The following is a 24,772-nucleotide window of genomic DNA, read 5'->3' on the forward strand; positions in this document are numbered from 1 at the left end:
CGGGCAAGCGAAGCGCAGATCCGGAATGACGACTTCAGAGAATTCGCTTCAGCCGCGCAATCCCGCCGCTTCCAGCAGGCGCCCGGCCGCGGCGCGGGCCTCCTCGGTGATCGAGGCTCCGGCAAGCATCCGCGCAATCTCCTCGCGCCGCGCCTGCTCGGCCAGCGCTGTGACGCGCGTCACCGTCCGCACGGCCTCGCCTTCCGCCGATTTGGCGATCAGGAAATGCTGACCGGCCTTGGCCGCGACCTGCGGCGCATGGGTGACCGAGATCACCTGCACGCGTCCGGCCAATCGCGCCAGCCGCTCGCCGATCGCATCGGCGACGGCGCCGCCGACACCCGTGTCGATCTCGTCGAAGACCAGCGTCGGGGCCGAGCCGCGCTCGGCCAGCACGACCTTGAGCGCCAGCATGAAGCGCGAGAGCTCGCCGCCCGAGGCGACTTTCATCATAGGCCCCGGCCGCGTGCCCGGATTGGTCTCGACCCAGAACTCGACCCGGTCGAAGCCCTCTGGCCCACGCGCGGCCTCATCGCTCTCGACCCGGGTGATGAAACGCGCCCGCTCCAGCTTGAGCGGCGGCAATTCGGCCTTCACGGCGGCATCGAGCCGCGCCGCCGCCGCCTTGCGCGCCTCCGACAAGACCCGCGCCCGCGCGAGGAAAGCGCCCTCCGCCTCGTTCAGCTCGGCTTCCAGTCGCGACAAGGATGATTCGCTCTCGTCGAGCGCCGCGAGGTCGCTCGCCATCGTGGCGGCCAGGACCGGCAGCCCATCGACCGGCACGTCGTATTTGCGTCCCGCCGCACGCAACGCGAAGAGCCGCTCCTCGATCCGCTCCTGCTCGCGCGGGTCGTATTCGGCGGCACGCATCGCCGCAGCAAGCGTCTCCCCCGCCTCTTCCAGCGCGACGATGGCGGTATTGAGGGCGGCAATCGACGGATCGACCAGCCCGGGCGCCTGCCCGGCCCGGCGCTCCAGCCGGCGCAGAACCGCGGCGAGCGTGGCAACGGGCGATGCCTGCCCGCCGACCGCCTCATGCGCATCGATGAGGTCGCGCGCCACCTTCTCCGCCTGCATCATCGACTGGCGGGTGGCGGCGAGCGCGTCTTCCTCGCCCGGCTCCGGCGCGAGCTTGCCGAGCTCCTCGACGGCATGGCGCAGAAAATCCGCCTCCTTGCGCGCCGCTTCGACCCGCATGCGCTGCGACTGCAGGGCCTGCCGCGCCCGTTTCAGCGTCTCGCTGGCCTCGGAGACGGCTTCCGCCTGCCTCTCGAGATCACCGAAGCCGTCGAGGATGGCGCGGTGCTGCGCCGGATCCGTCAGCGCGCGGTCGTCATGCTGGCCGTGGATCTCGACGATCGCCGCGCCAACCATGCGCAGGATCTGCACTGAAACCGGCTGGTCGTTGATGAAGGCGCGCGTGCGCCCGTCGGCATATTGCACCCGGCGCAGGATCAGGTCGCCGTCGGTGTCGATTTCCTGGGCATGGGCCAGCTTGCGTGCGGCGTGGTCGAGCGGCAGATCGAAAACGGCGCTGACCTGCCCCTGCGCCTCGCCATGGCGGACGAGCGAACCGTCGCCGCGCCCGCCGAGCGCAAGCGCGAAACCGTCGAGCAGGATCGACTTGCCAGCGCCCGTCTCGCCCGTGAGGACGCTCAAGCCCTCACGGAAGCCCAGATCGAGCCGGTCGATCAGAACGATGTCGCGAATGGAGAGCTGCGCCAGCATCGGCGCTCAGCTCGGTTTCCGGTGCCGGCAGCGTCGCCCGAGGCCCCTCATGGACGCCTCGTCAGCGCCCACCGAACCCGAGAAGGCCGCCGACCGTGCGCTGGAAGCCGTCGAAGGCACGGCTGATATAGGAGCCGCGATCCTCGCGCGGTTCCAGGCCGCCGCTCTGCAGCAGCTTGTAGGCGTCCTTGTACCAGGGGCTGTCCGGGAAGTTGTGGCCGAGCACGGCCGCGGCGGTCTGCGCCTCGTTGGTGATGCCCATCGCCATATAGGCCTCGGTCAGGCGCATCAGCGCCTCCTCGACATGGCGCGTGGTCTGGTACTTGATGATCACCTCGCGGAAGCGGTTCACCGCGCCGGTGTAGTTGCGCTTCTCGAGGTAGTAGCGCCCGGCGTTCATCTCCTTGCCGGCGAGCTGGTCGCGCGCCACCAGGAGCTTCTCCTTGGCGTCCAGCACGTATTCCGACTTCGGGTAGTTCGCGATGAGCTGCTCGAAAGCCTGGATCGCCTGAACCGTGCGCTCCTGATCGCGTGTCGTGTCAGGGATCTGGTTATAATAGGACATCGCCATGATGTACTGCGCGTAGGCAGCATCGGGGCTGGCCGGGTTCTGGGCGATGAAGCGCTTGGAGGCGGTGATCGCCTCTTCCCACTTCGAGGCCTGGAAATTGGTGTAGGCCGTCATCAGCAGGCCCTTGCGTGCGTAGGGCGAGAACGGCGCCGCCTTGTCGATACCCTCGAACTTCTTGGTCGCGCCTTCGCTGTCGCCGTTCTGCAGGCGCGCGAGGCCCTCGTTGTAGAGCTTGTCGGCGGGCTCGGGCGGTGTGAGGTCCGGCTTGTAGACCTCGGGCTTGTCGAAGGGATTGAGCGACGACAGCGTATCGCAGCCGCCGAGCAGCATGGCGGCGCCCAGCGCCAGGGCGATGCCCTTGCGCGGATACTGGCCGCGATGGATTGCCGGAAGGCTATGCCGCTTCACGCTCACGTCGTCCGTCCTCTTTCGATCGTCCCAGTTGGCGGGAAGCATGCCTTACCTCAGACGCTTCCACCGCGCCACTGCCGAAAACCGGTCAGGGCGCGATTCCGCCACCGTGCGGCATCTGAGACAAAAACCCGGCGAAGGAAAGGCGAAAAGCGCCGCCGCGACTTTTCAGTGCAGATCCGGCGCGTAGGCAGCCGGCGCGGCTGCAGCCATCTTCACGGCGCGCGGCGTGGCGAAAACCGGCTGGGCCTCGATGATCGCGAAATTGGCGCGGTCGGCGAAGAGCGCTTCGAGAATGCGGACGTTCATGCGATGGCCACCGCAATAGGAGCGGAACTCACCGATGATCGGATAGCCGGCAAGCGCGAGGTCGCCGATCGCGTCGAGCACCTTGTGACGCACGAACTCGTCGCTGTAGCGCAGACCCTCGGGGTTGATGACCTTGTCCTCGCCGATCGCCACGGTGTTTTCAAGCGAGGCGCCCTGCGCGAAGCCGGCCTTCCAGAGCTGCTCGACATCGCGCATGAAGCCGAAGGTGCGGGCCTTCGAGATCTCGCGGGCATAGGTCTCGGCTTCGAGGTCGAAGATCTTGCGCTGGCGGCCGATCACGGCGCTGTCGAAATCGATCTCGACATCGAGGCGGAAGCCCTGCTCGGCCGGCATCAGCTCGGCGAAGGCGCGGCCGTTCTCGATCCGCACGGGCTGGAGGACCTTGAGATAGCGGCGCGGCGCGTGGAGAGTGACCGTCCCGGTCGTCTGGATCGCGGTGACGAAAGCGGTGGCGCTGCCGTCCATGATCGGCATTTCGGGGCCGTCGATCTCGATCAGGACGTTGTCGAGACCGAGGCCGGCGCAGGCCGACATCAGATGTTCGATCGTCGAGACCGAGGCCGGGCCGCGGTCTCCGATCACGGTGCAGAGCTCGGTGGCGCTGACCTTGTTGTGCCTGGCGTGGATGAGCTGGGGCGGCATGCCCTCGATGCCGGTCCGCAGGAAGACGACGCCAGAATTCGCGCTGGAAGGCTTCAGGCAGATGCTGGCGGGGGCTCCGGAATGCACACCGATTCCGGTCAGGGTCACGGCTGCCCGCAAGGTCGTCTGCCGATCGAAGCTCATTCCGCTATCCAATCCTGATCATCGGACCGCACCCAACCTGCTCTGGGCAGTGGCCGACGCCGACGATGTCTCCGAGGTTGACGTCAGGTCAGACCTAACGCGCTATCCTCTTGATGCAGCTGCAACATAAGCTCTGGGGGCAACCTCTCAAAATCACGCTTTCTTTCGCTGTGTTACAATCGAAAGCCCGCGGACAGGCGTTTATAACACGCTGAAAGATAACGATTTTCTAACAACGAAAATCCCGCCGCGGAAGACCGCGGCGGGATTTGTTGCAGAACCGTCAAGAACGGCTGGAGCTCAGTTCGCCTGGCGGCGCAGGAAAGCGGGAATCTCCAGGTGGTCTTCCTCGCTGGTGCGAGTCGGCGCGACTCGGCCATGCGGGTCGAGCTGGCCCTGGGCCGGGCGCGAGGCCGGCTGCGGAGCCGGGCGGCGCATATACTCGGCATGGGCAGCGCTCGGCGCGGCCGCCTGCGGCATCGGGGCCTGCGGCGCCTGGCGGACCGGAGCCGGGGCGGGCGCCGGCTCGGCATATTCCTCGTCCTTGCGGCCGAATCCGACCGAGGCCAGCCGCTGCATCAGCGACATCCGCTTCTGCTCGACGGCATTCGGCGGCAGCGGCGCCGGCTGGGCGCCGCGCTGGGCGTTGAGCTGAGCCTGGCCCGGGACCGGCAGATCCTCGACGCGCGGCATGCGGGTCGGGCGGACGGCGCGCTCCGGCATCGGCGGGATGAAGCTGTCGTCGAGATGCAGGTTGTGCTCGGCATGGTGGACCGGCTCCGGAGCCGGAGCGGCGACCATCACCGGGCGGGGCTGCACCGGCTCGATCCGGATGTCGTGCGCGATCGGGGCGATCGGCGCCGGCTCGGCGGCAGGCGCAAGGCGGGTGGTGTCGATCACCGGGATCGATGCCGGCGCCATCTGGGCGACGGGACGGGGAGCGGCGGTAGCATTGCTGCGCAGGCGGGCTTCCTGCTTCAGGCGTTCGGCGACCTGGGCGATGCGGGCTTCCGTCTCGTCGACCTCGCCATGCTGGGAGATCGGCTTGTCGATGCCGGTAGCGACGACGGAGACGCGGACCGTGCCCTCGAGCGATTCGTCGAAGGTGGCGCCGACGATGATGTTGGCCTCGGAATCGACCTCCTCGCGGATGCGGGTGGCGGCCTCGTCGACCTCATAGAGCTTCATGTCGCGCCCGCCGGTGATCGAGATCAGCAGACCGCGCGCGCCCTTCATCGAGACGTCGTCGAGCAGCGGGTTGTTGATCGCGGCCTGGGCGGCGGTCAGCGCGCGCTTCTCGCCCTGCGATTCGCCGGTGCCCATCATCGCCTTGCCCATGCCGCGCATCACGGCGCGCACGTCGGCGAAGTCGAGGTTGATCAGGCCGGGGCGGACCATCAGGTCGGTGATGCAGGCGACGCCCGAATAAAGCACCTGGTCGGCCATACCGAAGGCGTCGGCGAAGCCGGTGGTCTCGTTGGCGACGCGGAACAGGTTCTGGTTCGGGATGACGATGAGGGTATCGACCGCCTCGTTCAGCTCGCCGATGCCGGCCTCCGCCATGCGCATGCGGCGCTGGCCCTCGAACTGAAACGGCTTGGTGACGACGCCGACGGTCAGTATGCCCATGTCGCGGGCGACGCGGGCGATGGCCGGAGCGGCGCCGGTGCCGGTGCCGCCACCCATGCCGGCGGTGATGAAGACCATGTGTGCGCCCGCCAGGTGATCACGGATCTCGTCGATCACTTCCTCGGCCGCCGCACGCCCGACTTCCGGCTGCGAGCCGGCGCCGAGGCCCTCGGTGACCTGCAGGCCCATCTGGATGATGCGCGGGGCGCGCGAGAGCGCCAGAGCCTGGGCATCGGTGTTGGCACAGACGAAATCGACCCCGTCGAGGCCGGCCTCGATCATGTTGTTGACGGCATTGCCGCCGGCTCCGCCGACGCCGAAGACCGTGATCCGGGGCTTCAGTTCCCGGATGTCCGGGGCTTGCAGATTCATCGCCATGGTTGCCTCTTTTGATCCTGTGTCCGGCGCCTGGCGGGAGCCGTCCCGATTACTACGTTTGACGCCGTGGCTCGCCCCTTCGAACGAGCCGAACTCACTAGAAACTGTCCTTCAGCCATCGCCCGACGCGCGAGAAGTAGCCATCCGTTCCGGTCGCGAAGTAGCGCGCACCGGCAGAACGCGGTTCGAAGTGCTCGACATGGGCGACCTGCGGGTAGACCAGCAGGCCGACCGCCGCCGAGAAGGCCGGGCCCTTGCCCGCTTCCGGCAGACCCTTGATCCCGAGGGGACGGCCGGTACGGACCTGCCCGCCGAGCACGCGGCGCGCCACTTCCGGCAGGCCGGTGAGCTGGCAGGCGCCGCCGGTGAGGACGACCCGCCGCCCCGCCTGGGCCGAGAAGCCGGCATTGGTCAGCCGGTCGCGCACCAATTCGAGAATCTCTTCGACGCGCGGCTTGATGATCCGCACGAGATGCGACTTGGCGAGATGGTTCGGCATGTCGCGCTCGTCGTCGTCGACCTGCGGCACGGCGATCATGTCGCGCTCGTCGGAGGCGCTGGAGATGCAGGAGCCGTGCAGCGTCTTCAGCCGCTCCGCCGCCGAGACGCGGGTGGAAAGGCCGCGCGCCACGTCCATCGTGATGTGGTTGCCGCCCACCGCGATCGCGTCGGCATGGACGAGATGTCCGCCGGAGAAGACGCCGAGGCTGGTGGTGCCGCCGCCGAGATCGACCACGACGACGCCCATCTCGGCCTCGTCATCGACCAGAACGGAGAGGCCGGAAGCGTAGGGTGTCGCCACCACGGCCTCGACCTCGAGATGGCAGCGCTCGACCGCCAGCATGACGTTGCGCGCCGCCGCCGCCTCGCTGGCGACGACATGCATGTCGACCGAGAGCTTGCCGCCGATCAGCCCGCGCGGATCGAGCACGCCCGGCACGCCGTCGAGCGCATAGCCCGTCGGCAAGGCGTGGAGCACGGCCTTGCCGGGGCGGATCGCATGGGTCGCGGCGGTCGCGAGCACGCGCTTGACGTCGCTGTCGCCGACCGAGCCCGAGCGCAGATCGACGCTCGCGGCGTAATGCTGCGAGCCGATGCGCCCGCCGGTCAGGTTGACGATGACCGACTGCACCTCGACCTTGGCCATGCGCTCGGCCGCGTCGACCGAGGCACGAATCGCGCGCTCGGCGCTTTCGAGATCGATGATCGCGCCGCCCTTGAGGCCGAGCGAGCGCTGATGGCCAATGCCGATGATGCGGGCGACATGGGTGCGCCCACGCAGCCGCTCATTGGCCTCGGCCGGGTTCAATTCGGCGATCAGGCAGACGACCTTGCTCGTGCCGATGTCGAGAATCGACAAGGTCGCGCTCTTGCGCGACGACAGCGGACGCATGCGAGGTGTCAGACCCTGGGAGGTGACGTGGTTCATGCCTCGCCTCCCTTCTTCTTGGACTTGCTCTTCAACTGGTCGGCGCGGGCGGCGGCCGCTTCCTCGGAGAGGCGCATCACCACCCGGTCCGGCTGGCGCAGATCGATGGCGAGCACGTCCTTCTCGAGGACGCGGAAATCGCTTTCCAGCGAGACGAGGCGCTGCAGCGCCGCTTCCGGCTTGGTTTCCGGCAGGCGCACATCCATGCCGTTGTCGAGCTTGAGGTTCCAGCGGCGCCCGGAGATCAGGGTCGCGGCGCGGATATGCTGGGCGAAGGGACCCGCCTGGTTGCGCAGCGCCAGATATTCGCCAGCGCGGTTGTTGGCATCCTTGCCGACGACCAGCGGCAGATAGGCGAAGCGGCCGTCGTCCATCTTGTCGATCACCGTGCCGTCGGCCGCGATCACGAAAAGCTCCCCCTTAACCTGCCACAGCGCATAGGGATCGCGCTCGGTCAGCGCGATCGAGACTTCGCCCGGATAGAGCTTGCGCACCGCCGCCTCGCGAATCAGCGGCGTCGCTTCCAGCTGCTTGCGGGCTTCGTCGGCGTCGAAGAACACCAGCGAGGTCTTCGAATCGATGCCGGCTGCGACCAGCACCTCCTGCTCCGAGAGCCCAGACAGGCCGGAGATGGTGACGCGGTCGATGCCGAAGCCGAGCACGCGGGCCAGCATGTGGCGCGGCTCGCCGTAATTGTCCTGGAGGTTCTGCCAGTGACCGCCCATGACGAAGCCGGCGCCGAGGCTGAGCGTCAGGAAGCCGAGGGCGAGCCAGGTGCCGAGGCTGCTCGGCACGCGCTGCGACAGCGGCACCGCGATGGCGCTGCGGCGCGTGCGGCGCATCCAGCGGCCCTGCCGCTCGCCGACGAGCAGCTGCGGCCCGCTGTGCCGGACCGGCAGGCGTGCAGCCGGCACCGTGGCCGGGCTACGTCGCTGCGCTGAAACGGGTTTCGCCGTCATCGCTTTCACCGATCGAGGGAGGCGTCCGCCACCATCCATTTGACGAGCTCACCGAAATTCAGCCCCGCATGGGCAGCCAGTTCGGGCACCAGGCTGGTTTCGGTCATCCCGGGCTGCGTATTGACCTCCAGCCAGACGAGCGTGTCGGTCTCGTCGTCGTAGCGGAAGTCAGATCGGCTGACGCCCCGGCATCCGATTGCTTGATGCGCCGTTAACGCACACTCTTCGATCTGCTGGTAAATTTTCGGTAAAATTTGAGCCGGACAGATGTGGATCGAGCCGCCTTTCGCGTACTTCGCATCGTAGTCGTAGAAGTCGCCGGTCGCGGCCTTGATCTCGGTCACGCCGAGCACCCGCTCGCCCATCACGGCGCAGGTTAGCTCACGCCCGGCGATGAAGGTCTCGGCCAGCATCATCTCGCCGCAGGGCCAGTCCGGCCGGGCGATTTCCTGCGGCGGATGCTCCCTGCCCTTCTTCACGATCACGACGCCGACGGAGGAGCCTTCATCGATCGGCTTGAGCACATAGGGCGGCGGCAGGACATGGCTTTTCGCCGCGGCAAAGCGGGAAACGTTGACGCCGTCGGCGACGGGAACGCCCGCCGCCTTGACCACCGTCTTCGCCCGGTCCTTGCGGATCGCGAGCGCCGAAGCGAGCACGCCCGAATGGGTGTAGGGAATGCGCAGGATCTCCAGAACGCCCTGGATGGTGCCGTCCTCGCCGAAGCGCCCATGCAGGGCATTGAAGGCGACGTCCGGCTTCAGCTTCGCCAGCACCTCGGCGATGTCGCGCTGCACGTCGATGCGGGTGACGCGGAAGCCCTGCCCTTCCAGGGCCCGCGCGCAGGCCGCACCGCTGTTGAGGCTGACCTCCCGTTCAACGGACCATCCCCCCATCAGCACTGCAACGTGTTTGCTCATGCCGGCCCTCGTTCGACGCGATAGCCGTACCTCAGCCGGAGATGGTTAACAGCGCGTTAACCATAAGCTCGCGGTCGTTAACGAGCTCGGAATCAACCGATTTTGGCAAGCAACTGTCGTAACTGTGCACGCTCTTCCGAAGAGAGCGCACTCACCAGCCGCTCCTCGGTCGCGACATGCGAGGCAACGATTCGGTCCGCCAGCGCGAAGCCCGTCGCGGTCAGCACAATGCGCAGCGCCCGGCGATCCGCGGGGTCGGCCTGCCGCTCGATCAGCCCGCGCTTCTGCAGCCGGTCGAGGCGGTTCGTCATCGCCGAGGTCGAGATCATCATGTCCTGCGCGAGTTCGGACGGCGATAGCGCCCGCCCCTCGCCCTGGCGCCGCAAAGTGAGCAGTACGTCGAAACCGGCGAGATCAAGCTCATCGGCCACAAGATTGGCCGAAACGCCGTCCCGCACCCGGTCGGCCGCCCGCCAGAGATCGCCGCAGACCGCCATGACGCTCGTGTCGAGATCGGGCCGCTCCCGCCGCCACTGCGCCAGGATCGAATCCATCGGCCCACCCTGAACGTGGGGTCGCTGCTGACTCATGGCTGCTCCTTGCCAAGTAATTTCACGTCAGATAATTTGATATTGAATTATCTGACATCAAATCAAGCTAGCAGCCGCGCTGTCGTGAGCCAAGCTCCACGCGCCTGGGAGGCCGCCATGCCGCTGAACAAGACATTGCTGACCACCATCCTCGTGCCCTGCATCTGGGGCTCGACCTACGTCGTCTTTACCCAGACGCTGCCCGTGGATCATCCGCTGCTCGTCGGCGCGCTGAGGGCTCTGCCCGCCGGCCTTCTGTTGATGGCGCTCGGCGCGGGCCTGCCGCCGCGCGACAAGCTGCTGCCGCTCGCGGCGCTCGGCCTCGCCAATATCGGGATATTCTTCGCGCTGCTCTTCGTCAGCGCTGCGCGCCTGCCCGGCGGACTTGCCGCCACGGTCGGCTCGACCCAGCCGTTGATCGTCGGCCTGCTGGCCTGGCCGCTGCTCGGCCGGCGCCCGGGCCGCGGGCAGATCCTCGCCGCGCTCGCCGGCCTCGTCGGCGTCGCCCTGCTGGTGCTCGATCCGCATGCGCGGCCAGACGCCATCGGCATCGTCGCCGGCCTCGCCAGCGCCGCCTCCATGGCGACCGGAACCGTGCTGATCGAGCGCTGGGGCAAGATGGGCTCGGCCCTCGCGCTGGCGGCCTGGCAGCTCACGCTCGGCGGGCTGATCCTGCTGCCGGTCGCGCTGCTGGTCGAAGGCCCGCCGCCGATGCCGACCGCCCTGAACGGGGTCGGGCTTGGCTATCTCGTCCTGATCGGCACCGCCCTCACCTATTGGCTCTGGGTCAGGGGCATCACCACGCTCGGCGCCAGCGTCGCCTTCCTCGGGCTGCTCAGCCCGACGGTCGCGACCATCCTCGGCGCCGTGCTGCTCGGCCAATGGCTGGGCGCGGTCCAGCTCCTCGGCATCGCGATCATCCTGAGTTCGACGATCGCGGGAATGCTGCTCTCGCGCCGGGCTGCGGCCACAACAGCCGCTATGCCGCAACCCCGAGCCGCTTGATCTCCCACTGGAGCTCGAAGCCGGAATTCTCCTTGACCCGGCGGCGAACCTCCTCGCCGAGCCCCTCGACATCGGCCGCCGTCGCGCCGCCGGTGTTGATCAGGAAGTTGCAGTGCATCTCCGAGACCTGGGCCCCGCCGACCCGCAAACCGCGGCAGCCGGCGGCATCGATCAGCTTCCAGGCCTTGCCGCCATCCGGGTTCTTGAAGGTCGAGCCGCCCGTGCGCTCCTTGATCGGCTGGGCCGCCTCGCGCGCCTGCGTCACCCTGTCCATCTCAGCCTGGATCAGCGCCTGATCGCCCGGCCGACCCTGGAACAGGGCGGAAGTGAAGATGATGTCGCGGGTGGATGCCGCGCTGTTGCGATAGGTGAAGCCCATCTGCGCGTGGGACAAGGTGACGATCTCGCCCTTGCGGGTAACGCCGCGCGCCTCGACCAGCACATCGGTGGTCTCGCCGCCATGGGCGCCGGCATTCATGCGCAGCGCCCCGCCGATCGAGCCGGGAATGCCGCGATAGAAGGCGAGCCCGTCGAGCGAGGCATCGGCCGCCGCACGCGCCACCTTGACGTCCGGCACGGCCGTTCCGGCCCGCAGCCGGTCGCCGCTCTCCAGCTTGATCTCGCCGAACGCCTTGCCGCCGAGCCTGACCACGACGCCGGGAATGCCGCCATCGCGCACGATCAGATTCGAGCCGAGGCCGACCACGGTGACTGGAACGTCGTCCGGCAGCTTCGAGAGCAGATAGGCGAGATCCTCGTCATCGGCCGGCGTGAACAGGATCTGCGCGGCGCCGCCGACGCGGAACCATGTCAGCCCCGCGAGGTCCTGATTGGCGAGAAGCCGGCCCCGCAGGTCGGGGGCCGAGGCGCGGATGTCGGAGGAGAGATCTTCGAAGGGCATGGCGTCGCTTTAGAGCATGATGTTCCGGGACGGAACAGGTTGTCATGCTCGGGCTTGACCCGAGCATCTCTCGTCGAAGGAGGCTCCCTCATTCTTCTGTTCGAGATTCTCGGGTCTGCGCTTCGCTTCGCCCGAGAATGACGGCGGAGAACGCGGGGCGCGGTTACCCGTTCAGCGCCTCGAGCTCACCCGGCAGCGCATAAGCCCATTGCGTGATGTTGCCGGCGCCGAGGCAGACGACGTAATCGCCCGGTCCCGCCAGCTCGGCCACCATGCCGGCAAGCTTGTCCGGCGCTTCCAGCGCCAGCGCGTGGCGATGACCGCGCGCCTTGATGCCGGCGATCAGCGAATCGCGGTCGGCGCCGGGGATCGGCGCCTCGCCGGCCGCGTAGGTGTCGGCCACGATCACCGTATCGGCGTCGTTGAAGCAGGCGGCGAAGTCGTCGAACAGGCTGGAGAGACGAGTGTAGCGATGTGGCTGCACGATGGCGACGACCTTGCCCTTGGTCGAGGCCCGCGCCGCCTTGAGGACGGCGGCAATCTCGACCGGGTGATGGCCGTAATCGTCGAAGATCAGCGCGCCGTTCCACTCGCCGGTCTTGGTGAAGCGGCGCTTGACGCCGCCGAAGCCGGCGAGCGCCTCGCGGATAACAGGCACGGGAATACCGAGATCGTAGGCAACCGCGATCGCAGCGGTCGCATTCAGCGCGTTGTGATGGCCGGGCATCGGCATGACGAGGTCCCGGATCACCTCGTCGCGGCCCGACTTGCGGTCGCGGATCAGGAGCGTGAACTTCGCCTGCCCGCCCGAGAGATCGATGTCGATCAGGCGGAAATCGGCCTGCGGGTTCTCGCCATAGGTGACGACGCGGCGGTCCTCGATCTGGCCGACCAGACCCTGCACCGTCGGGTGGTCGATGCACATCACCGCGAAGCCGTAGAACGGCAGGTTTTCGACGAAGGAGCGGAAGGCCGCCTTGATCGCGTCGAAGGTGCCGAAATGGTCGAGATGCTCGGGGTCGATATTGGTGACGATCGCGACGTCGGCCGGCAGCTTCAGGAAGGTGCCGTCGGACTCGTCGGCCTCGACCACCATCCAGTCGCTCTCGCCCATGCGGGCGTTGGTGCCATAGGCGTTGATGATGCCGCCATTGATGACGGTCGGGTCGAGCCCGCCCTTCTCCAGCAGCGTCGCGACCAGCGAGGTCGTGGTCGTCTTGCCATGGGTGCCGGCGATGGCGACGCAGCTTTTCAGCCGCATCAGCTCGGCCAGCATCTCGGCCCGGCGCACCACCGGCAGGCGCTGCTCGCGGGCGGCGAGCAGTTCGGGATTGTCGCGCTTGATCGCGGTCGAGATCACCACGACTTCGGCCTCGCCGAGGTTCTCGGCCTTGTGGCCCACGAAGGTGGTGATGCCCTTCTCGGCAAGGCGCTTGACGTTGGCCCCATCGGAGGCATCCGAGCCCTGCACCTTGTAGCCGAGATTGTGCAGGACTTCGGCGATGCCGGACATGCCGATGCCGCCGATGCCGACGAAATGGATGGAGCCGAGCTTCGGCGGCAGCTTCATGGTCCCGAAATCCTATCAGTTCGAAGAATGGGCCGTGGCGATCACGAGATCGGCCAGGCGGTCGGCAGCGTCGGGGATGCCGGCGCTCTTCGCGTTTGCAGCCATCGTCGTCAAGTGCGCGGGCTGTGCGATCAGCTTCGACAATTCGGCGGCAAGATGGCGCGGCGTGAATTCCGGCTGGAGAATGCGGATCGCCCCGCCCAGCCCCTCGAGGAAGGCGGCGTTCGCCGCCTGGTCCTGATCGAGCGAGCCCGGCAGCGGCACCAGCAAAGCCGGCCGGCCGATCACGGTGAGCTCCGCCACCGTCGAGGCGCCCGAGCGCGCGATCACGAGCTGCGCCGCCGCCATCTGCGCCGGCAGGTCCTTGAAGAAGGGCGCGATCGTCGCCGGGACGCCGAGCGTCTCGTAGATGCCGCGCACACGCTCGTCATCCTCGGCCCGCGCCTGCTGGACGATGGTCAGGCGCGCCCGCTCGGCCTCGGTGAGGAGCTGGATCGCCGGCGGCACGATATCGGCCATGATGCGCGCACCCTGGCTGCCGCCGAAGACGAGCAGCCTGATCTTGCCCTCGCCCGGCGGGTCATAATCATGGCCTGCGGCCTCGATCACGGCCGGGCGCACGGGATTGCCGACATGGCGGCACTTGGTCTGCTGCGCTTCCGTCAAACCGCCGACCTTGGCGAAGCCGGTCGCGATCACGTCGGCCCGGCCGGCGAGGAAACGGTTGGCCCGGCCGATCACGGCGTTCTGTTCGTGGATCAGCGTGCGGACGCCCGCGAGCGAGGCGCCGAGCACCGGCGGCACCGTCGGATAGCCGCCGAAGCCGACGACGACGTCCGGCTTCACCTGCCGGATGATCCGCCGCGCCGCGAAGGTACCCTTGGCGATGTTGAACAGCGCCGCCGCCTTCTGCAGCGGCGAGCGGCCGGAGGGGGTCGCCGCCGGCACGGCATGGACCGCTTCGGCCGGGAAATTGCCGGCATATTCGGCCGCGCGCGTATCGGTCATCAGCACGACGCGCATGCCCCTTGCGTGCAGCGCGTGGCTCAGTGCCTCCGCCGGAAAGAGATGGCCGCCGGTTCCGCCCGCAGCCAGCATGATGAGCTTGCCCGCGGCCATGCTCAGCGCCTGTACGAGCCGAAATCGACCGACCGCGGCCGCCGCCGCGTCAGCGCCAGCAGGAAGCCGGTACCGATCGCGAGCGAGAGCAGCGAGGAGCCGCCATAGGAAATGAAGGGCAGCGTCATGCCCTTGGCCGGCATCATGTGCAGATTGACCATCATGTTGATCGCCGCCTGGATGCCGAAGAGCAGCGCGAGCCCGGTGACTGCGAGACGGATGAATGGGTCCTCCGCCTTCTGCGCGACGAAGAGCGAGCGCAGCACGATCACCGCAAAGAGCATGACCAGCAGCATGCAGACGACGACGCCGAACTCCTCGGCGGTGACCGCGAAGATGAAGTCGGTATGGGCGTCCGGCAGGATGCGCTTCACCGTGCCCTCGCCGGGCCCCTTCCCGAGCCAGCCGCCCTGCGCGAAGCTCTCCAGCGCCGTATCGACCTGGAAGGTATCGCCCGAGCCCTTGTCCATGAAGCGCTCGATGCGGGCGCGCACGTGCGGCACCAGTTCATAGGCGACGAGGATGCCGACGGCGCCGACGCCGCCGAGCCCGATCACCCAGAACCAGTGCAATCCGGCGACGAAGAACAGCCCCGCCCAGACCAGGCTGACCAGCATGGTCTGGCCGAAGTCCGGCTGCAGCACCAACGGCACGATCGTGACCGGCAGCAGCAGCAGCGCCAGGATCGTGCCCGGCAGATCCGGCCGGCGGGTGCCCTCGGCAAAGGCCCAGGCGGCCATCACGACGAAAGCGGGCTTCAGGAACTCGGAGGGCTGCACCGAGCCCAGCGGTCCAAGCGTCAGCCAGCGTTTGGCACCCTTCACCTCGACGCCGAAATAGAGCGTCGCCACCACCATGGCGAGCGAGAGCACATAGATGATCAGCGCCGCGCGCCGCACCTGCCGGGGCGTCATCAGCGAGACGCCGAGGAAGATCACCATCGCCCCGGCAAGGTAGGCGGCCTGACGGTTGACGAAATGGAAGGTCGAGAGCCCGAGCCGCTCGGCCACCGGCGGTCCGCCGGCCATCAGCAGCACGACACCCGACACCATCAGGGCGACGAGGGCGGTAAGGATCAGGCGGTCGATCGACCACCACCAGCGGCCGCTGAGAGAAGGTTCCGCGCGCGAGACCATGACGGGCATCCCATCGACAAATTCTGCGCGGCGAGGCCGCGCCTTGCGAGACGAATCACTCTGTCAATGAATGGTTAACCGATTGATTCCGATGCGTCGGAATGCCGGGCTTCCCACAGCCGCCCGCTATTGCTGCGCCTCGGCGCGGAACGTCGCCGCCATGCCGTTGAGCAGCGCCGCGGCACGGAGCCTGCTCACGGCCGAATGGAGGATGATGGGCCGCGTCGGCAGCGGCGGCAGCTTGAAGCGCGAGCCCGCCTCGACGAGCCCGGCCGGCGCTGCGCATCGTGCCAGCGGGGCAAGGCCAAGGCCCGCGCCCGCAGCCGCGGCCACCGAAGCGGCCCCCTCGCCGATGAAGGCCTCTCGCCATGGCGTTCCGGCCGCGTCGAGCGCACCGATGGCCATGCTCCGCAGATTGCACGGCGGCCTCTGGACCGCGAGCGGCAGCGGCTCTCCCTGAAACGGCGAAAAGTCGGGAGCGCAGAACCATCCGAAGCGAGCCTGAGCGAGAATCTCGCCGTCGCGGCGGCTGGCATCATGGCGCAGGACGATGACCGCATCGAGCTCGCCGGCATCGAACCGCTCGAGCAGCCCTCCCGACAATCCGGTTCGCAGCGAAAGCGTCACCCCGCCAGCCTGCTTGCCGGCGGCCTGGATCGCACGGGTCAGCTCGGGGCCGACGAGGTGATGCGTCACGCCGAGGTTGAGCGAAACGGCCTCTTCCGACAGCGCCTCGGCGGCGCGGCGATGCGCAGAAAGGAACTCGCGAGCCGGACCTAGGAAGCGCTCTCCAGCCGCGGTCAGGCTGATGCGGCGCGGCGTGCGCTCGAGCAGGCGCTGGCCGAGATGTGCCTCGAGGCGCTTCAGCCGCAGCGAGACGGCCGCCTGGGTGGTGTTGAGAACCGCAGCGGCCTTCGTGAAGGACCGGAGATCGGCGGCCAGAACGAAGGTTTCGATGGCCTCGGGATCGAGCGAACGGCGAGCATTCATAACAGAACGATATCATTGATATCCGGAACCCGACAGTTCCGATCGCATTGAAAATCGGGCTTCCGTGTGCGGCCGCCACCCGAGAACGAAGTCCATGCCCAGAACCTCCCTCGCAGTCGGATCCGCGCCGGATACCCGGCAAGCCGGGACCAACTCCTACATCTGGACCGTCCTGACGGTCGCCGTGGCCACCCAGACGGCAGGTTCACTGGTCTCGCAGGGCGTCTACATCCTCGTACCCTTCTGGCGCGATGCCTATGGCATCTCGCTCGCCTCGGCCTCCCTCGCGGTCACCGTGATGAACGGCACGCAGATCGCGACGATCTACGTGATCGGGCGGGCCATCGATCAGTACGGGGAGCGCATCGTCGTGGGCATCGCCATGCTGGGCATGGCGGCTGCGATGGCCGCGGCTTCCTTCGCGACGGGCTTGACCGGCCTTCTGCTCTGCATGGCCTTTCTCGGCGGCACCTATGCAGCGGTGCAGCCGGGCGGTACGCGCGCCATCATGCGCTGGTTCCCGCCGCGCCACCGCGCACTGGCGACGGGCTTTCGGCAGGCCGCCGTCCCGTTGGGAACAATGATCGCAGCCGCCCTTCTGCCCCTGCTCATCGTCCATGCGGGCCTGCCGGCGGCAGCCTGGTTCAGCGCCGGCATCTCGCTGCTCGGCAGCCTGCTGTTCCTCGCTTTCTACCGGGAAGGCGAACAGAAGAGTGCCGGCGCAGGCAATCGCGACAAGCCGCTGCCATTGCGCGCGCTGGTTCGGACGGTCGGCCTGAACCCGCGGTTCTGGCCGGTGCTGCGCCTGGGCATCGCGATGTCCGCCTTCCAGTTCACCTTCACTGCCCACGCCATCGGCTACATGGCCGGCTCCCTCGGCCTCGGCATCGTCGGCGCGGCCAGCCTGTTCGCCATCGCGCAGCTCGCTGGCATTCCCGGCCGGATCGTTCTGCCCTGGCTGAGCGACAGGCTGTGGCCCGGCCGGCGGCCCCGTTCCTTCGCGGCCATCGCGCTTATCGGCGCGACGACCGTCGCGATCTTCGCCGCACTGCCGGGCGATACACCGTCGTGGCTCGCAGCCTGCGTGCTGGTCACCTTCGGCCTCTTCGGAATCGGCTGGTTCCCGCTCTACCTGCTGGAGATAGCGGAGATGGCTCCGCCCACATCCGTGGCCTCGACCGTCAGCTTCGCCTCGACGCTCTGCCTGATCGCGATGGCGCTCGGGCCGTGGTTCTTCGGCCTGATCGTCGATCATTTCGGATACGCGGCTGCCTGGACACTGCTCACCGCGCCCGTCGTCATCGTGGCGCTGCCGCTGACGGGGCTGCTCGGGCGTTCGAACGGTTAGAGCAACGAACCCGTCGACGACGTGGATTATTGGATCGCTGCCGGCAGGCAGCCTTCGGAGTTCCCGAACGCCTTCGTCCTTCGCTACCGGGCGGCAACCGACGCCGCGAAGATGCGGGCAACGTCGGCAAGCCGCTGCGCATAGACTTGGGCACTCGGCGGCTCGCCCGTCTTTGCGCCGGCCGCCGCGAACATCAGGCCGGCGATCCAGTCCCCGGTGGGGACGCACGCGCGGGCAAAGGCGATTTCGCCCTGGCTCTCGGCTTCCTGAAGAAGTTGCGCTGCCAGCTTGGCGAATATCTGCTCGAACGCCTGCAACTCGCGCGTCGCGATGGCGTTCATCACCGCCTTCAGCTCGACGAGATGTTCGCCGGTGCCGAAGCTCGCATAGGCTTGCCCATGATGAGCCTGCAGCAGGGCAGCAAGCCGCTCCGGAAACGGGCCCTTGGTCGCGACGACCTCACGGCAACGTGCCTCGACGCGGCGTCCGAGCAGGTCCAGCATCGCCCGAAAGACGTCGTCCTTGCCCTTGAAATGCAGGTAGAGCGTCGCCTTGGCCAGCCCCGCCTCCTTGGCAATGTCGTCCATCGAGCTGCGCTTGTAGCCATAGCGGGCGAACAGCCGCAGCGCCGCCTCGGCGATTTGGTCGACGCGAGCACGAGCGTCGTCGACGGGGAGAGAGTTGGAACTTTCGCGTCTGTCCGACATTGCAGCGTCAGTAGTCTTGACAAAATCCAAACTGCGCGCGACCATCCTAAATAGACTCAAATCGTCTATTTAGTCCAGTCGCGCGACCCAGGGCTACGGATTCATCGCCCGCCATCTGATATGTCAGATCGGGCCATCGAGGGCGAGCCCTCGATCCGCACCATGGTGCCGCGCTGCGTCATGCCAGCATCGGAGGCAGCCATGCTCTCTCTCAAAGTCAACGGGACGACGCATACCGTCGACGTTGACGACGACACGCCCTTGCTCTGGGCCATCCGCGACAATATCGGCCTCACCGGCACCAAGTTCGGCTGCGGCGTCGCCCAATGCGGCGCCTGTACAGTCTATATCGATGGCCAGCCGCTGCGCTCCTGCGTGACCCCGGTCTCCGCGGTCGGGACCAGCGAGATCACCACGATCGAGGGCCTCGCCGGCAAGGAGGCGGATGCCGTCCAGGCCGCCTGGATCGCCCGCGACGTGCCGCAATGCGGCTATTGCCAGTCCGGCCAGGTGATGAGCGCCATCGCCCTCCTCAAGGAAAACCGCAAGCCGACCGATCGCGACATCGATCTCGCGATGAACGGCAACATCTGCCGCTGCGCCACCTATGTCCGCATCCGCGCCGCGATCCATGACGCGGCTCGCGCGCTGGAGATCTGAGCCATGACCGCGCATGATCCCGCCCTTTCCCGCCGAATGCTGCTCAAAGGCGCCGGCGCCCTCGTCATCGGCTTCAACCTGCCGCGCAATGCCCGCGCCCAGTCCGGCGCTGCGGCCGGCTACCGGCCCGGCGGCAATGACAGCTTCGCGCCGAATGCCTTCATCCGCGTCGCGCCGGACGACACCGTCACCGTGATCGTCAAGCATATCGAGTTCGGCCAGGGGCCATTCACCGGCCTCGCCACCCTCGCCGCCGAGGAGATGGACGCCGCCTGGAGCCAGATGCGCGCCGAGCATGCGCCGGCCGACGTCAAGCTCTACGCCAATCTCGCGCTGGGCGTGCAGGGCACCGGCGGCTCCACCGCCATCGCCAACAGCTGGGAGCAGATGCGTAAAGCCGGCGCCGCCGCCCGCGCCATGCTGGTCCAGGCTGCCGCCGATGCCTGGAAGGTTCCCGTCTCCGAGATCAAGGTCGAAGCGGGCGTCATCAGCCATGCCTCCGGCAAGCAGGGCCGCTTCGGCGAATTCGCCGAGGCCGCGGCGAAACTGCCCGTGCCCGAGAACTCGCCGCTGAAGTCGGCTTCCGCTTACCGGCTGATCGGCAAGGAGGGCGCGGTGAAGCGCCTCGACACCGCCGACAAGACGCGCGGCAAGGCACAGTTCACCATCGATATCCACCCGCCGAACATGCTGACGGTCGTCGTCGCCCGCTCGCCGCGATTCGGCGGCAAGGTCGCCAGCTTCGACGCCTCGCAGGCGCTCAAGGTCAAGGGCGTCGTCGACGTCAAGCAGATCGGCTCCGGCGTCGCGGTCTATGCCAGCGGGATGTGGCCGGCTCTGAAGGGCCGCGAGGCGCTCAAGGTCACCTGGGATGACAGCGAGGCGGAGAAGCGCGGCAGCGCCGAGCTGATCGCCGAATATCGCCGCCTCGCCCGCCAACCCGGCACAGTCGCCGGCAGCCACGGTGACGCCGAAGCCGCGCTCGCCAAGGCCGACCGGGTCATCGAAGCCGAGTTCGTCTTCCCCTATCTGGCGCATGCGCCGATGGAGCCGCTCGACGGCTATCTGGAATGGGACGGAGCGAAGGCGCATGCCCGCTTCGGCAGCCAGTTCCAGACCACCGAGCACCAGACCATCGCCACAATCCTTGGCCTGCCGCCCGAGAAGGTGAACCTCGAGACCATGCTCGCCGGCGGCAGCTTCGGCCGGCGCGCGCAGGTCAGCCAGCACCTTGCTGCCGAGCTTGCCATGGCCGCCAAGGCGATCGGCCCGAACCGGCCGGTCAAGATCGTCTGGACCCGCGAGGACGATCTCACCGGCGGCTACTACCGCCCGCTCTTCGTGCACCGCCTCAGGGGTGCGGTGAAGGATGGCAAGATCACCGCCTGGTCGAACACTGTGGTCGGCCAATCCTTCTTCCTCGGCACGCCCTTCGAGTCCTTCGTGGTCAAGAACGGCATCGACGCGACCTCGGTCGAAGGCGCCAACGAGATCTTCTACGAGGTACCGGATTTCCGCTGCGAGGTGCACAACCCCAAGGTCGGCGTGCCCACCCTGTGGTGGCGCTCGGTCGGCCACACCCACACCGGCTATGCCGTCGAGTGCTTCGTCGACGAGTTGCTGCAGGCCGCGGGGCAGGACCCGCTGCAGGGCCGGCTCGCGATGATGGGCGACAGGCATCCGCGCGCAGCAGCTGTCCTCAAGGCGGTCGGCGAGATGGCGGGGTGGAAGGGCTCCGCGCCGGTCGATGGCCGAGCGCGCGGCGTCGCCGTGGTCGAGAGCTTCAATTCGTTCGTCGCCCAGATCGCCGAGGTCTCGATCGGCCCGGAGGGCGAGCCGAAGGTCCACAAGGTCTGGTGCGCGGTGGATTGCGGCGTCGCCGTCAATCCCGACGTCATCCGCGCCCAGATGGAGGGCGGCATCGGCTTCGGCCTCGGCCACGCCCTCTACGGCCAGATCACGCTCGACGGCGGTCGGCCGGTCCAGACCAACTTCCACGAATACCGCTCCTTGCGCATCAACGAGATGCCGGAGGTCGAGGTCAGGATCATCGCCTCCACAGAGAAGCCGACGGGCGTCGGCGAGCCCGGCGTGCCGCCGATCGGCCCCGCCGTCGCGAACGCGCTCGCCGCGCTCGGCCATGGCCGGCCGCGCCAGCTGCCGATGCAGGGAGGCACGGTCTGATGAGCCGAAATCTGATCCTCGCCGCCGCGGCAGCGCTCGCTGTCTGCGTCACCGGCAGCGCACTGACGCTGGCGCAGAGTGCCGGCCAGCCCCAGCCCGGCGGCACGGCCCTGCGTCCGGCTTCGAGCTTCGCCTCGATTGCCAATCAGCGCGACCGCTCGGTCGCGCTGTTCAACGAGATGGGCAAAGTGCTCACGCATCCGCGCTGCATGAACTGCCATCCGGCAACAGAGCGGCCCCGCCAGGGCGATGCGCGCAAGCTGCACGAGCCGGTGGTCGTACGCGGCAAGGACGGCCATGGCGCAGCCGGGCTGCATTGCGCAACCTGCCACGGAAAGGAGAATTTCGATCCGGCAGGGGTTGCCGGCGACGGGCACTGGGCACTCGCTCCTGCCTCCATGGCCTGGGAAGGCAAGACGGTCGGTCAGATCTGCGAGCAGCTGAAGGACCAGAATCGCAACGGCAGCCGCGACACCGCCGCGCTGATCAAGCACGTCACCACCGACACCCTCGTGCTCTGGGGTTGGAATCCCGGCAAGGGCCGCCAGCCGGCACCGGGCACCGCAGCGGAGTTCGGCGCGCTGATGCAGGCCTGGGCCGACAGCGGTGCTGCCTGCCCGGCGTCGTGAAAGGGTCGGCCGAGCCGGGTTTGAACATCCGCGTTGTCATCCCGGACACGGCGAAGCGGAGATCCGGGATCCATGCCGGACCTGTTCAGGCATGGATCCCGGGTCAAGCCCGGGATGAACACGCGTTTCCCGCTCGAATCAGCGGGCGCTACGGAGCGGTAGATTTCCCGCCCGCCCCAAAGGGCTCGAAGCCCGGCAACGCTGCGACCAGCTTGCGGAACGTGTCGCCGCGCACCTCGAAATTCGGGAACTGGTCGAAGGAGGCGCAGGCCGGCGAGAGCAGCACCGCGATCTCGCCCTCGCCCGGCTTGGCCAGGGCGTCGCGCGTCGCGTCCGCCACCGCCTTGTCGAGCGTGGCGCTGCGCTCATAGGCGACGCGTCCGTCATCGTCGAAGGTCGCGGCAAAGAGGTCGCTGGCTGCCCCGATCAGATAGGCCTTGGCGATGTTCGGGAAATAGCGGCGCAGGGACTCGATGCCGCCATCCTTGGCCTTGCCGCCGAGTATCCAGAAGATGTCGTGGAAGGAGGTCAGCGCCTTCTCGGTCGAGTCGGCATTGGTCGCCTTGGAATCGTTGATGAAGACGACGCGACCGATCCGACCGAGTTCCTCCATGCGATGCGCCAATCCCGGATAGCTCTTGAAGCCCGCTTCGATCTCTTCAGCGCTCAGGCCCAGCGCCGCACAGGCGGCGAAGGCTGCCGCCGCGTTCTGGGCATTGTGTGAGCCGCGCAAAGAGCCGATGCCGGCGAGATTGGCGACGACGCGCGGCTTGCCGTCCCTGACCTCGACGATACGGGTGTCGAGCCGGCCCTGATTGGCGGTGACGCCGGCGAAGACGCCCTCGTCCAGCGGCTGCTCGCCGCTGATCTTCACGAGCGGGCGTCCCCCGGCGGCACGGCGACGCGCCATCTGCTTCGAGGCCTCGTCATCGACCCCGACCACGGCGATATCCGCTGCTGCGACCAACCGCTCCTTGATCGCGGCGTAGTTCTCGAGCGAGCCGTGCCGGTCGAGATGATCAGGCGTCAGGTTCATCTGGACGCCGACCGTCGGCGCCAGCGTCGGCGCGAGGTCGATCTGGTAGCTCGAGCACTCGATGACATGGATGCGATCAGCCGCTGGTGGCTCCAGCGCCAGCACTGCAGTGCCGATATTGCCGCCCATATGGACGTCGCGCCCGGTTTCCTTGAGCACATGCGCGATCAGCGCGGTGGTCGTCGACTTGCCGTTGGTGCCGGTGATGCAGATGACCGGCGAACCCGGCGCGGTCTTCGCCCGCTCACGGAAGAACAGCTCGACATCCCCAATGATCTCGACGCCCGCAGCCTCGGCTTTCCCGACGGTCCAATGCGGCTCCGGATGCGTCAGCGGCACGCCCGGCGACAACACGAAGGCAGCGAAGCTCGACCAGTCGGCACCCGCCAGATCAACGACAGTGATGCCTTCGGCCGCCGCCTTCTCCCGGCTCTTCTCGCTGTCGTCCCACGCTGAGACATCCGCGCCGCCAGCCTTCAGCGCGCGCGCAGTGGCAAGGCCCGAGCCGCCGAGGCCGAAAAGGGCGACCTTGCACCCGGCGAACACGGTGACGGGCGTCATGCTCTGTGTCTCAGCGCAGCTTGAGCGTGGAGAGGCCGACAAGCGCCAGCACCACGGAGATGATCCAGAAGCGGATCACCACCTGCGGCTCGGTCCAGCCCAGCTTCTCGAAATGGTGGTGGATCGGCGCCATCAGGAAGACGCGCTTGCCGGTGCGCTTGAACACCGCGACCTGGATGATCACCGAGAGCGCCTCGACGACGAAGAGGCCGCCGACGATGGCGAGCACGATCTCGTGCTTGGTCGCGACCGCGATGGTGCCGAGCAGGCCGCCGAGGCCGAGCGAACCGGTATCGCCCATGAAAATCTGGGCCGGCGGCGCGTTGAACCAGAGGAAGCCGAGGCCGGCGCCGATCACCGCGCCGCAGACCACGGCGAGTTCGCCGGCGCCGGGGATGTGGTGGATCTGCAGGTAGTTCGCGAAGATCGCGTTGCCGACGAGATAGGAGATGAAGCCGAAGGTGCCGGCCGCGATCATCACCGGCACGATGGCGAGCCCGTCGAGCCCGTCAGTCAGGTTCACCGAGTTGCCGGCGCCAACCACCACGAAGGCCGTGACCAGCGGGAACAGGATGCCGAGCGGGATGATCGCTTCCTTGAGGAAGGGCATGGCGAAGCCGGAGCCGATTGCCGGTGGCTGCGTCTGCATGATGAAATAGCAGGCGATCAGCGCGACCACGACCTCGATGGAGATGCGCGCCTTGCCCGAAAAACCCTTGTGCGACTGCTTGGTGACCTTGAGATAGTCGTCATAGAAGCCGATGGCGCCGTAAGCCGCCGTCACCCCGAGCACGATCCAGACATAGGGGTTGCGCAGATTGCCCCAGAGCAGCACCGCGGCGAACAGGCCGGACATGATCATCAGCCCGCCCATGGTCGGCGTGCCGCGCTTGGCGAGATGCGTTTCCGGCCCGTCGGTGCGGATCGGCTGTCCCTTGCCCTGCTTGATCCTGAGCCAGGAGATCGCCGCTGGCCCGAAGAAGAAGACGAACAGCAGCGCCGTCGCCGTCGCCCCGCCTGCGCGGAAGGTGATGTAGCGAAAGACGTTCAGGATCGGGAAGGTGCCGGAGAGTTCGGCGAGCCAGACGAGCATGCTTCGTTATTCTCTTAGATCACGATGATTTTGGAGCGATTCGATCCAAAATCATAAAACGTGATCGATTCCAAAAGATGAGAGCGGGATGCGAAAAACCGG

21 protein-coding genes are annotated in these 24,772 nt (G+C 67.6%); 5 read left to right on the top strand and 16 right to left on the bottom strand.

Annotated features, from left to right (window positions below; translation table 11 throughout):
• Positions 1 to 48 precede the first annotated feature (48 nt).
• The 8 genes from recN to AC1DIN_RS01975 form a co-directional block, all read right to left on the bottom strand.
• Positions 49 to 1,728 carry a DNA repair protein RecN gene (recN, locus tag AC1DIN_RS01940; RefSeq protein WP_476808477.1) on the bottom strand — a complete coding sequence of 560 codons (1,680 nt, stop codon included), beginning with the start codon at positions 1,726 to 1,728 and terminating at the stop codon, positions 49 to 51.
• 61 nt (positions 1,729 to 1,789) lie between these two features.
• The gene (locus AC1DIN_RS01945; protein WP_441469682.1) at positions 1,790 to 2,713 is read right to left on the bottom strand and encodes an outer membrane protein assembly factor BamD; all 924 of its coding nucleotides are present in this window, start codon (positions 2,711 to 2,713) and stop codon (positions 1,790 to 1,792) included.
• A gap of 165 nt (positions 2,714 to 2,878) precedes the next feature.
• Positions 2,879 to 3,826, bottom strand: a complete 948-nt coding sequence (lpxC, locus tag AC1DIN_RS01950; RefSeq protein WP_476808478.1) for a UDP-3-O-acyl-N-acetylglucosamine deacetylase — start codon at positions 3,824 to 3,826, stop codon at positions 2,879 to 2,881.
• A 300-nt stretch (positions 3,827 to 4,126) separates the two neighbouring features.
• Entirely contained in the window at positions 4,127 to 5,833 is a 1,707-nt protein-coding gene (ftsZ, locus tag AC1DIN_RS01955; protein ID WP_476808479.1) for a cell division protein FtsZ, read from the bottom strand.
• A gap of 97 nt (positions 5,834 to 5,930) precedes the next feature.
• Positions 5,931 to 7,262, bottom strand: coding sequence for a cell division protein FtsA (gene ftsA / locus AC1DIN_RS01960; protein ID WP_441469685.1), 1,332 nt, complete (start codon positions 7,260 to 7,262; stop codon positions 5,931 to 5,933).
• Positions 7,259 to 8,221: a cell division protein FtsQ/DivIB gene (locus AC1DIN_RS01965; RefSeq protein WP_476766282.1), complete on the bottom strand. Its 963-nt coding sequence runs from the start codon at positions 8,219 to 8,221 to the stop codon at positions 7,259 to 7,261. The genes ftsA and AC1DIN_RS01965 overlap by 4 nt, the downstream gene beginning before the upstream one ends.
• Positions 8,222 to 8,226: 5 nt before the next feature.
• The gene (locus AC1DIN_RS01970) at positions 8,227 to 9,141 is read right to left on the bottom strand and encodes a D-alanine--D-alanine ligase (RefSeq protein ID WP_476808480.1); all 915 of its coding nucleotides are present in this window, start codon (positions 9,139 to 9,141) and stop codon (positions 8,227 to 8,229) included.
• A 92-nt stretch (positions 9,142 to 9,233) separates the two neighbouring features.
• Entirely contained in the window at positions 9,234 to 9,731 is a 498-nt protein-coding gene (locus tag AC1DIN_RS01975) for a MarR family winged helix-turn-helix transcriptional regulator (protein WP_476808481.1), read from the bottom strand.
• A 117-nt stretch (positions 9,732 to 9,848) separates the two neighbouring features.
• On the opposite strand from AC1DIN_RS01975, the gene AC1DIN_RS01980 reads away from it, so the two are divergent.
• Positions 9,849 to 10,736 carry an EamA family transporter gene (locus AC1DIN_RS01980; RefSeq protein WP_476808482.1) on the top strand — a complete coding sequence of 296 codons (888 nt, stop codon included), beginning with the start codon at positions 9,849 to 9,851 and terminating at the stop codon, positions 10,734 to 10,736.
• On the opposite strand, the gene murB is transcribed toward AC1DIN_RS01980, so the two are convergent.
• The 5 genes from murB to AC1DIN_RS02005 all read right to left on the bottom strand — a co-directional run bounded on the left by murB (position 10,711) and on the right by AC1DIN_RS02005 (position 16,452).
• Positions 10,711 to 11,637, bottom strand: coding sequence for a UDP-N-acetylmuramate dehydrogenase (gene murB / locus AC1DIN_RS01985; RefSeq protein ID WP_441469690.1), 927 nt, complete (start codon positions 11,635 to 11,637; stop codon positions 10,711 to 10,713). The two genes, AC1DIN_RS01980 and murB, sit on opposite strands and share 26 nt — an antisense overlap.
• A gap of 163 nt (positions 11,638 to 11,800) precedes the next feature.
• Positions 11,801 to 13,207: a UDP-N-acetylmuramate--L-alanine ligase gene (gene murC / locus AC1DIN_RS01990; RefSeq protein WP_441469691.1), complete on the bottom strand. Its 1,407-nt coding sequence runs from the start codon at positions 13,205 to 13,207 to the stop codon at positions 11,801 to 11,803.
• Between the two features lie 15 nt (positions 13,208 to 13,222).
• Entirely contained in the window at positions 13,223 to 14,326 is a 1,104-nt protein-coding gene (gene murG / locus AC1DIN_RS01995; RefSeq protein WP_476808483.1) for an undecaprenyldiphospho-muramoylpentapeptide beta-N-acetylglucosaminyltransferase, read from the bottom strand.
• A gap of 2 nt (positions 14,327 to 14,328) precedes the next feature.
• Entirely contained in the window at positions 14,329 to 15,462 is a 1,134-nt protein-coding gene (locus AC1DIN_RS02000) for an FtsW/RodA/SpoVE family cell cycle protein (RefSeq protein ID WP_476808484.1), read from the bottom strand.
• A gap of 126 nt (positions 15,463 to 15,588) precedes the next feature.
• Positions 15,589 to 16,452, bottom strand: a complete 864-nt coding sequence (locus AC1DIN_RS02005; protein WP_476808485.1) for a LysR family transcriptional regulator — start codon at positions 16,450 to 16,452, stop codon at positions 15,589 to 15,591.
• Positions 16,453 to 16,546: 94 nt separating this feature from the next.
• Here AC1DIN_RS02005 and AC1DIN_RS02010 point away from each other — a divergent pair, with 94 nt between their 5' ends.
• Complete coding sequence (locus AC1DIN_RS02010) at positions 16,547 to 17,800, top strand: MFS transporter (RefSeq protein ID WP_476808486.1); 1,254 nt, start codon at positions 16,547 to 16,549, stop codon at positions 17,798 to 17,800.
• A gap of 83 nt (positions 17,801 to 17,883) precedes the next feature.
• On the opposite strand, the gene AC1DIN_RS02015 is transcribed toward AC1DIN_RS02010, so the two are convergent.
• On the bottom strand, positions 17,884 to 18,552 hold the full coding sequence (locus AC1DIN_RS02015) for a TetR/AcrR family transcriptional regulator (protein ID WP_476808487.1): 669 nt from the start codon (positions 18,550 to 18,552) through the stop codon (positions 17,884 to 17,886).
• A 156-nt stretch (positions 18,553 to 18,708) separates the two neighbouring features.
• Between AC1DIN_RS02015 and AC1DIN_RS02020 the strand changes: the two genes are divergently transcribed.
• Genes AC1DIN_RS02020 through AC1DIN_RS02030 form a run of 3 tightly spaced genes read left to right on the top strand, consistent with a single transcriptional unit; the run spans position 18,709 to position 21,980 of the window.
• On the top strand, positions 18,709 to 19,167 hold the full coding sequence (locus AC1DIN_RS02020) for a (2Fe-2S)-binding protein (protein ID WP_476808488.1): 459 nt from the start codon (positions 18,709 to 18,711) through the stop codon (positions 19,165 to 19,167).
• A gap of 3 nt (positions 19,168 to 19,170) precedes the next feature.
• Positions 19,171 to 21,351, top strand: coding sequence for a xanthine dehydrogenase family protein molybdopterin-binding subunit (locus AC1DIN_RS02025; RefSeq protein WP_476808489.1), 2,181 nt, complete (start codon positions 19,171 to 19,173; stop codon positions 21,349 to 21,351).
• Complete coding sequence (locus tag AC1DIN_RS02030; RefSeq protein ID WP_476808490.1) at positions 21,351 to 21,980, top strand: Isoquinoline 1-oxidoreductase subunit; 630 nt, start codon at positions 21,351 to 21,353, stop codon at positions 21,978 to 21,980. The genes AC1DIN_RS02025 and AC1DIN_RS02030 overlap by 1 nt, the downstream gene beginning before the upstream one ends.
• A 148-nt stretch (positions 21,981 to 22,128) precedes the next feature.
• On the opposite strand, the gene murD is transcribed toward AC1DIN_RS02030, so the two are convergent.
• Together murD and mraY are read right to left on the bottom strand one after the other, a co-directional pair.
• Positions 22,129 to 23,577, bottom strand: coding sequence for a UDP-N-acetylmuramoyl-L-alanine--D-glutamate ligase (gene murD, locus AC1DIN_RS02035; RefSeq protein ID WP_476808491.1), 1,449 nt, complete (start codon positions 23,575 to 23,577; stop codon positions 22,129 to 22,131).
• A gap of 10 nt (positions 23,578 to 23,587) precedes the next feature.
• Positions 23,588 to 24,670, bottom strand: a complete 1,083-nt coding sequence (gene mraY, locus AC1DIN_RS02040; RefSeq protein ID WP_441469701.1) for a phospho-N-acetylmuramoyl-pentapeptide-transferase — start codon at positions 24,668 to 24,670, stop codon at positions 23,588 to 23,590.
• Between the last annotated feature and the right edge of the window lie 102 nt (positions 24,671 to 24,772).

The organism is Allobosea sp. 05T438 (assembly GCF_056396025.1).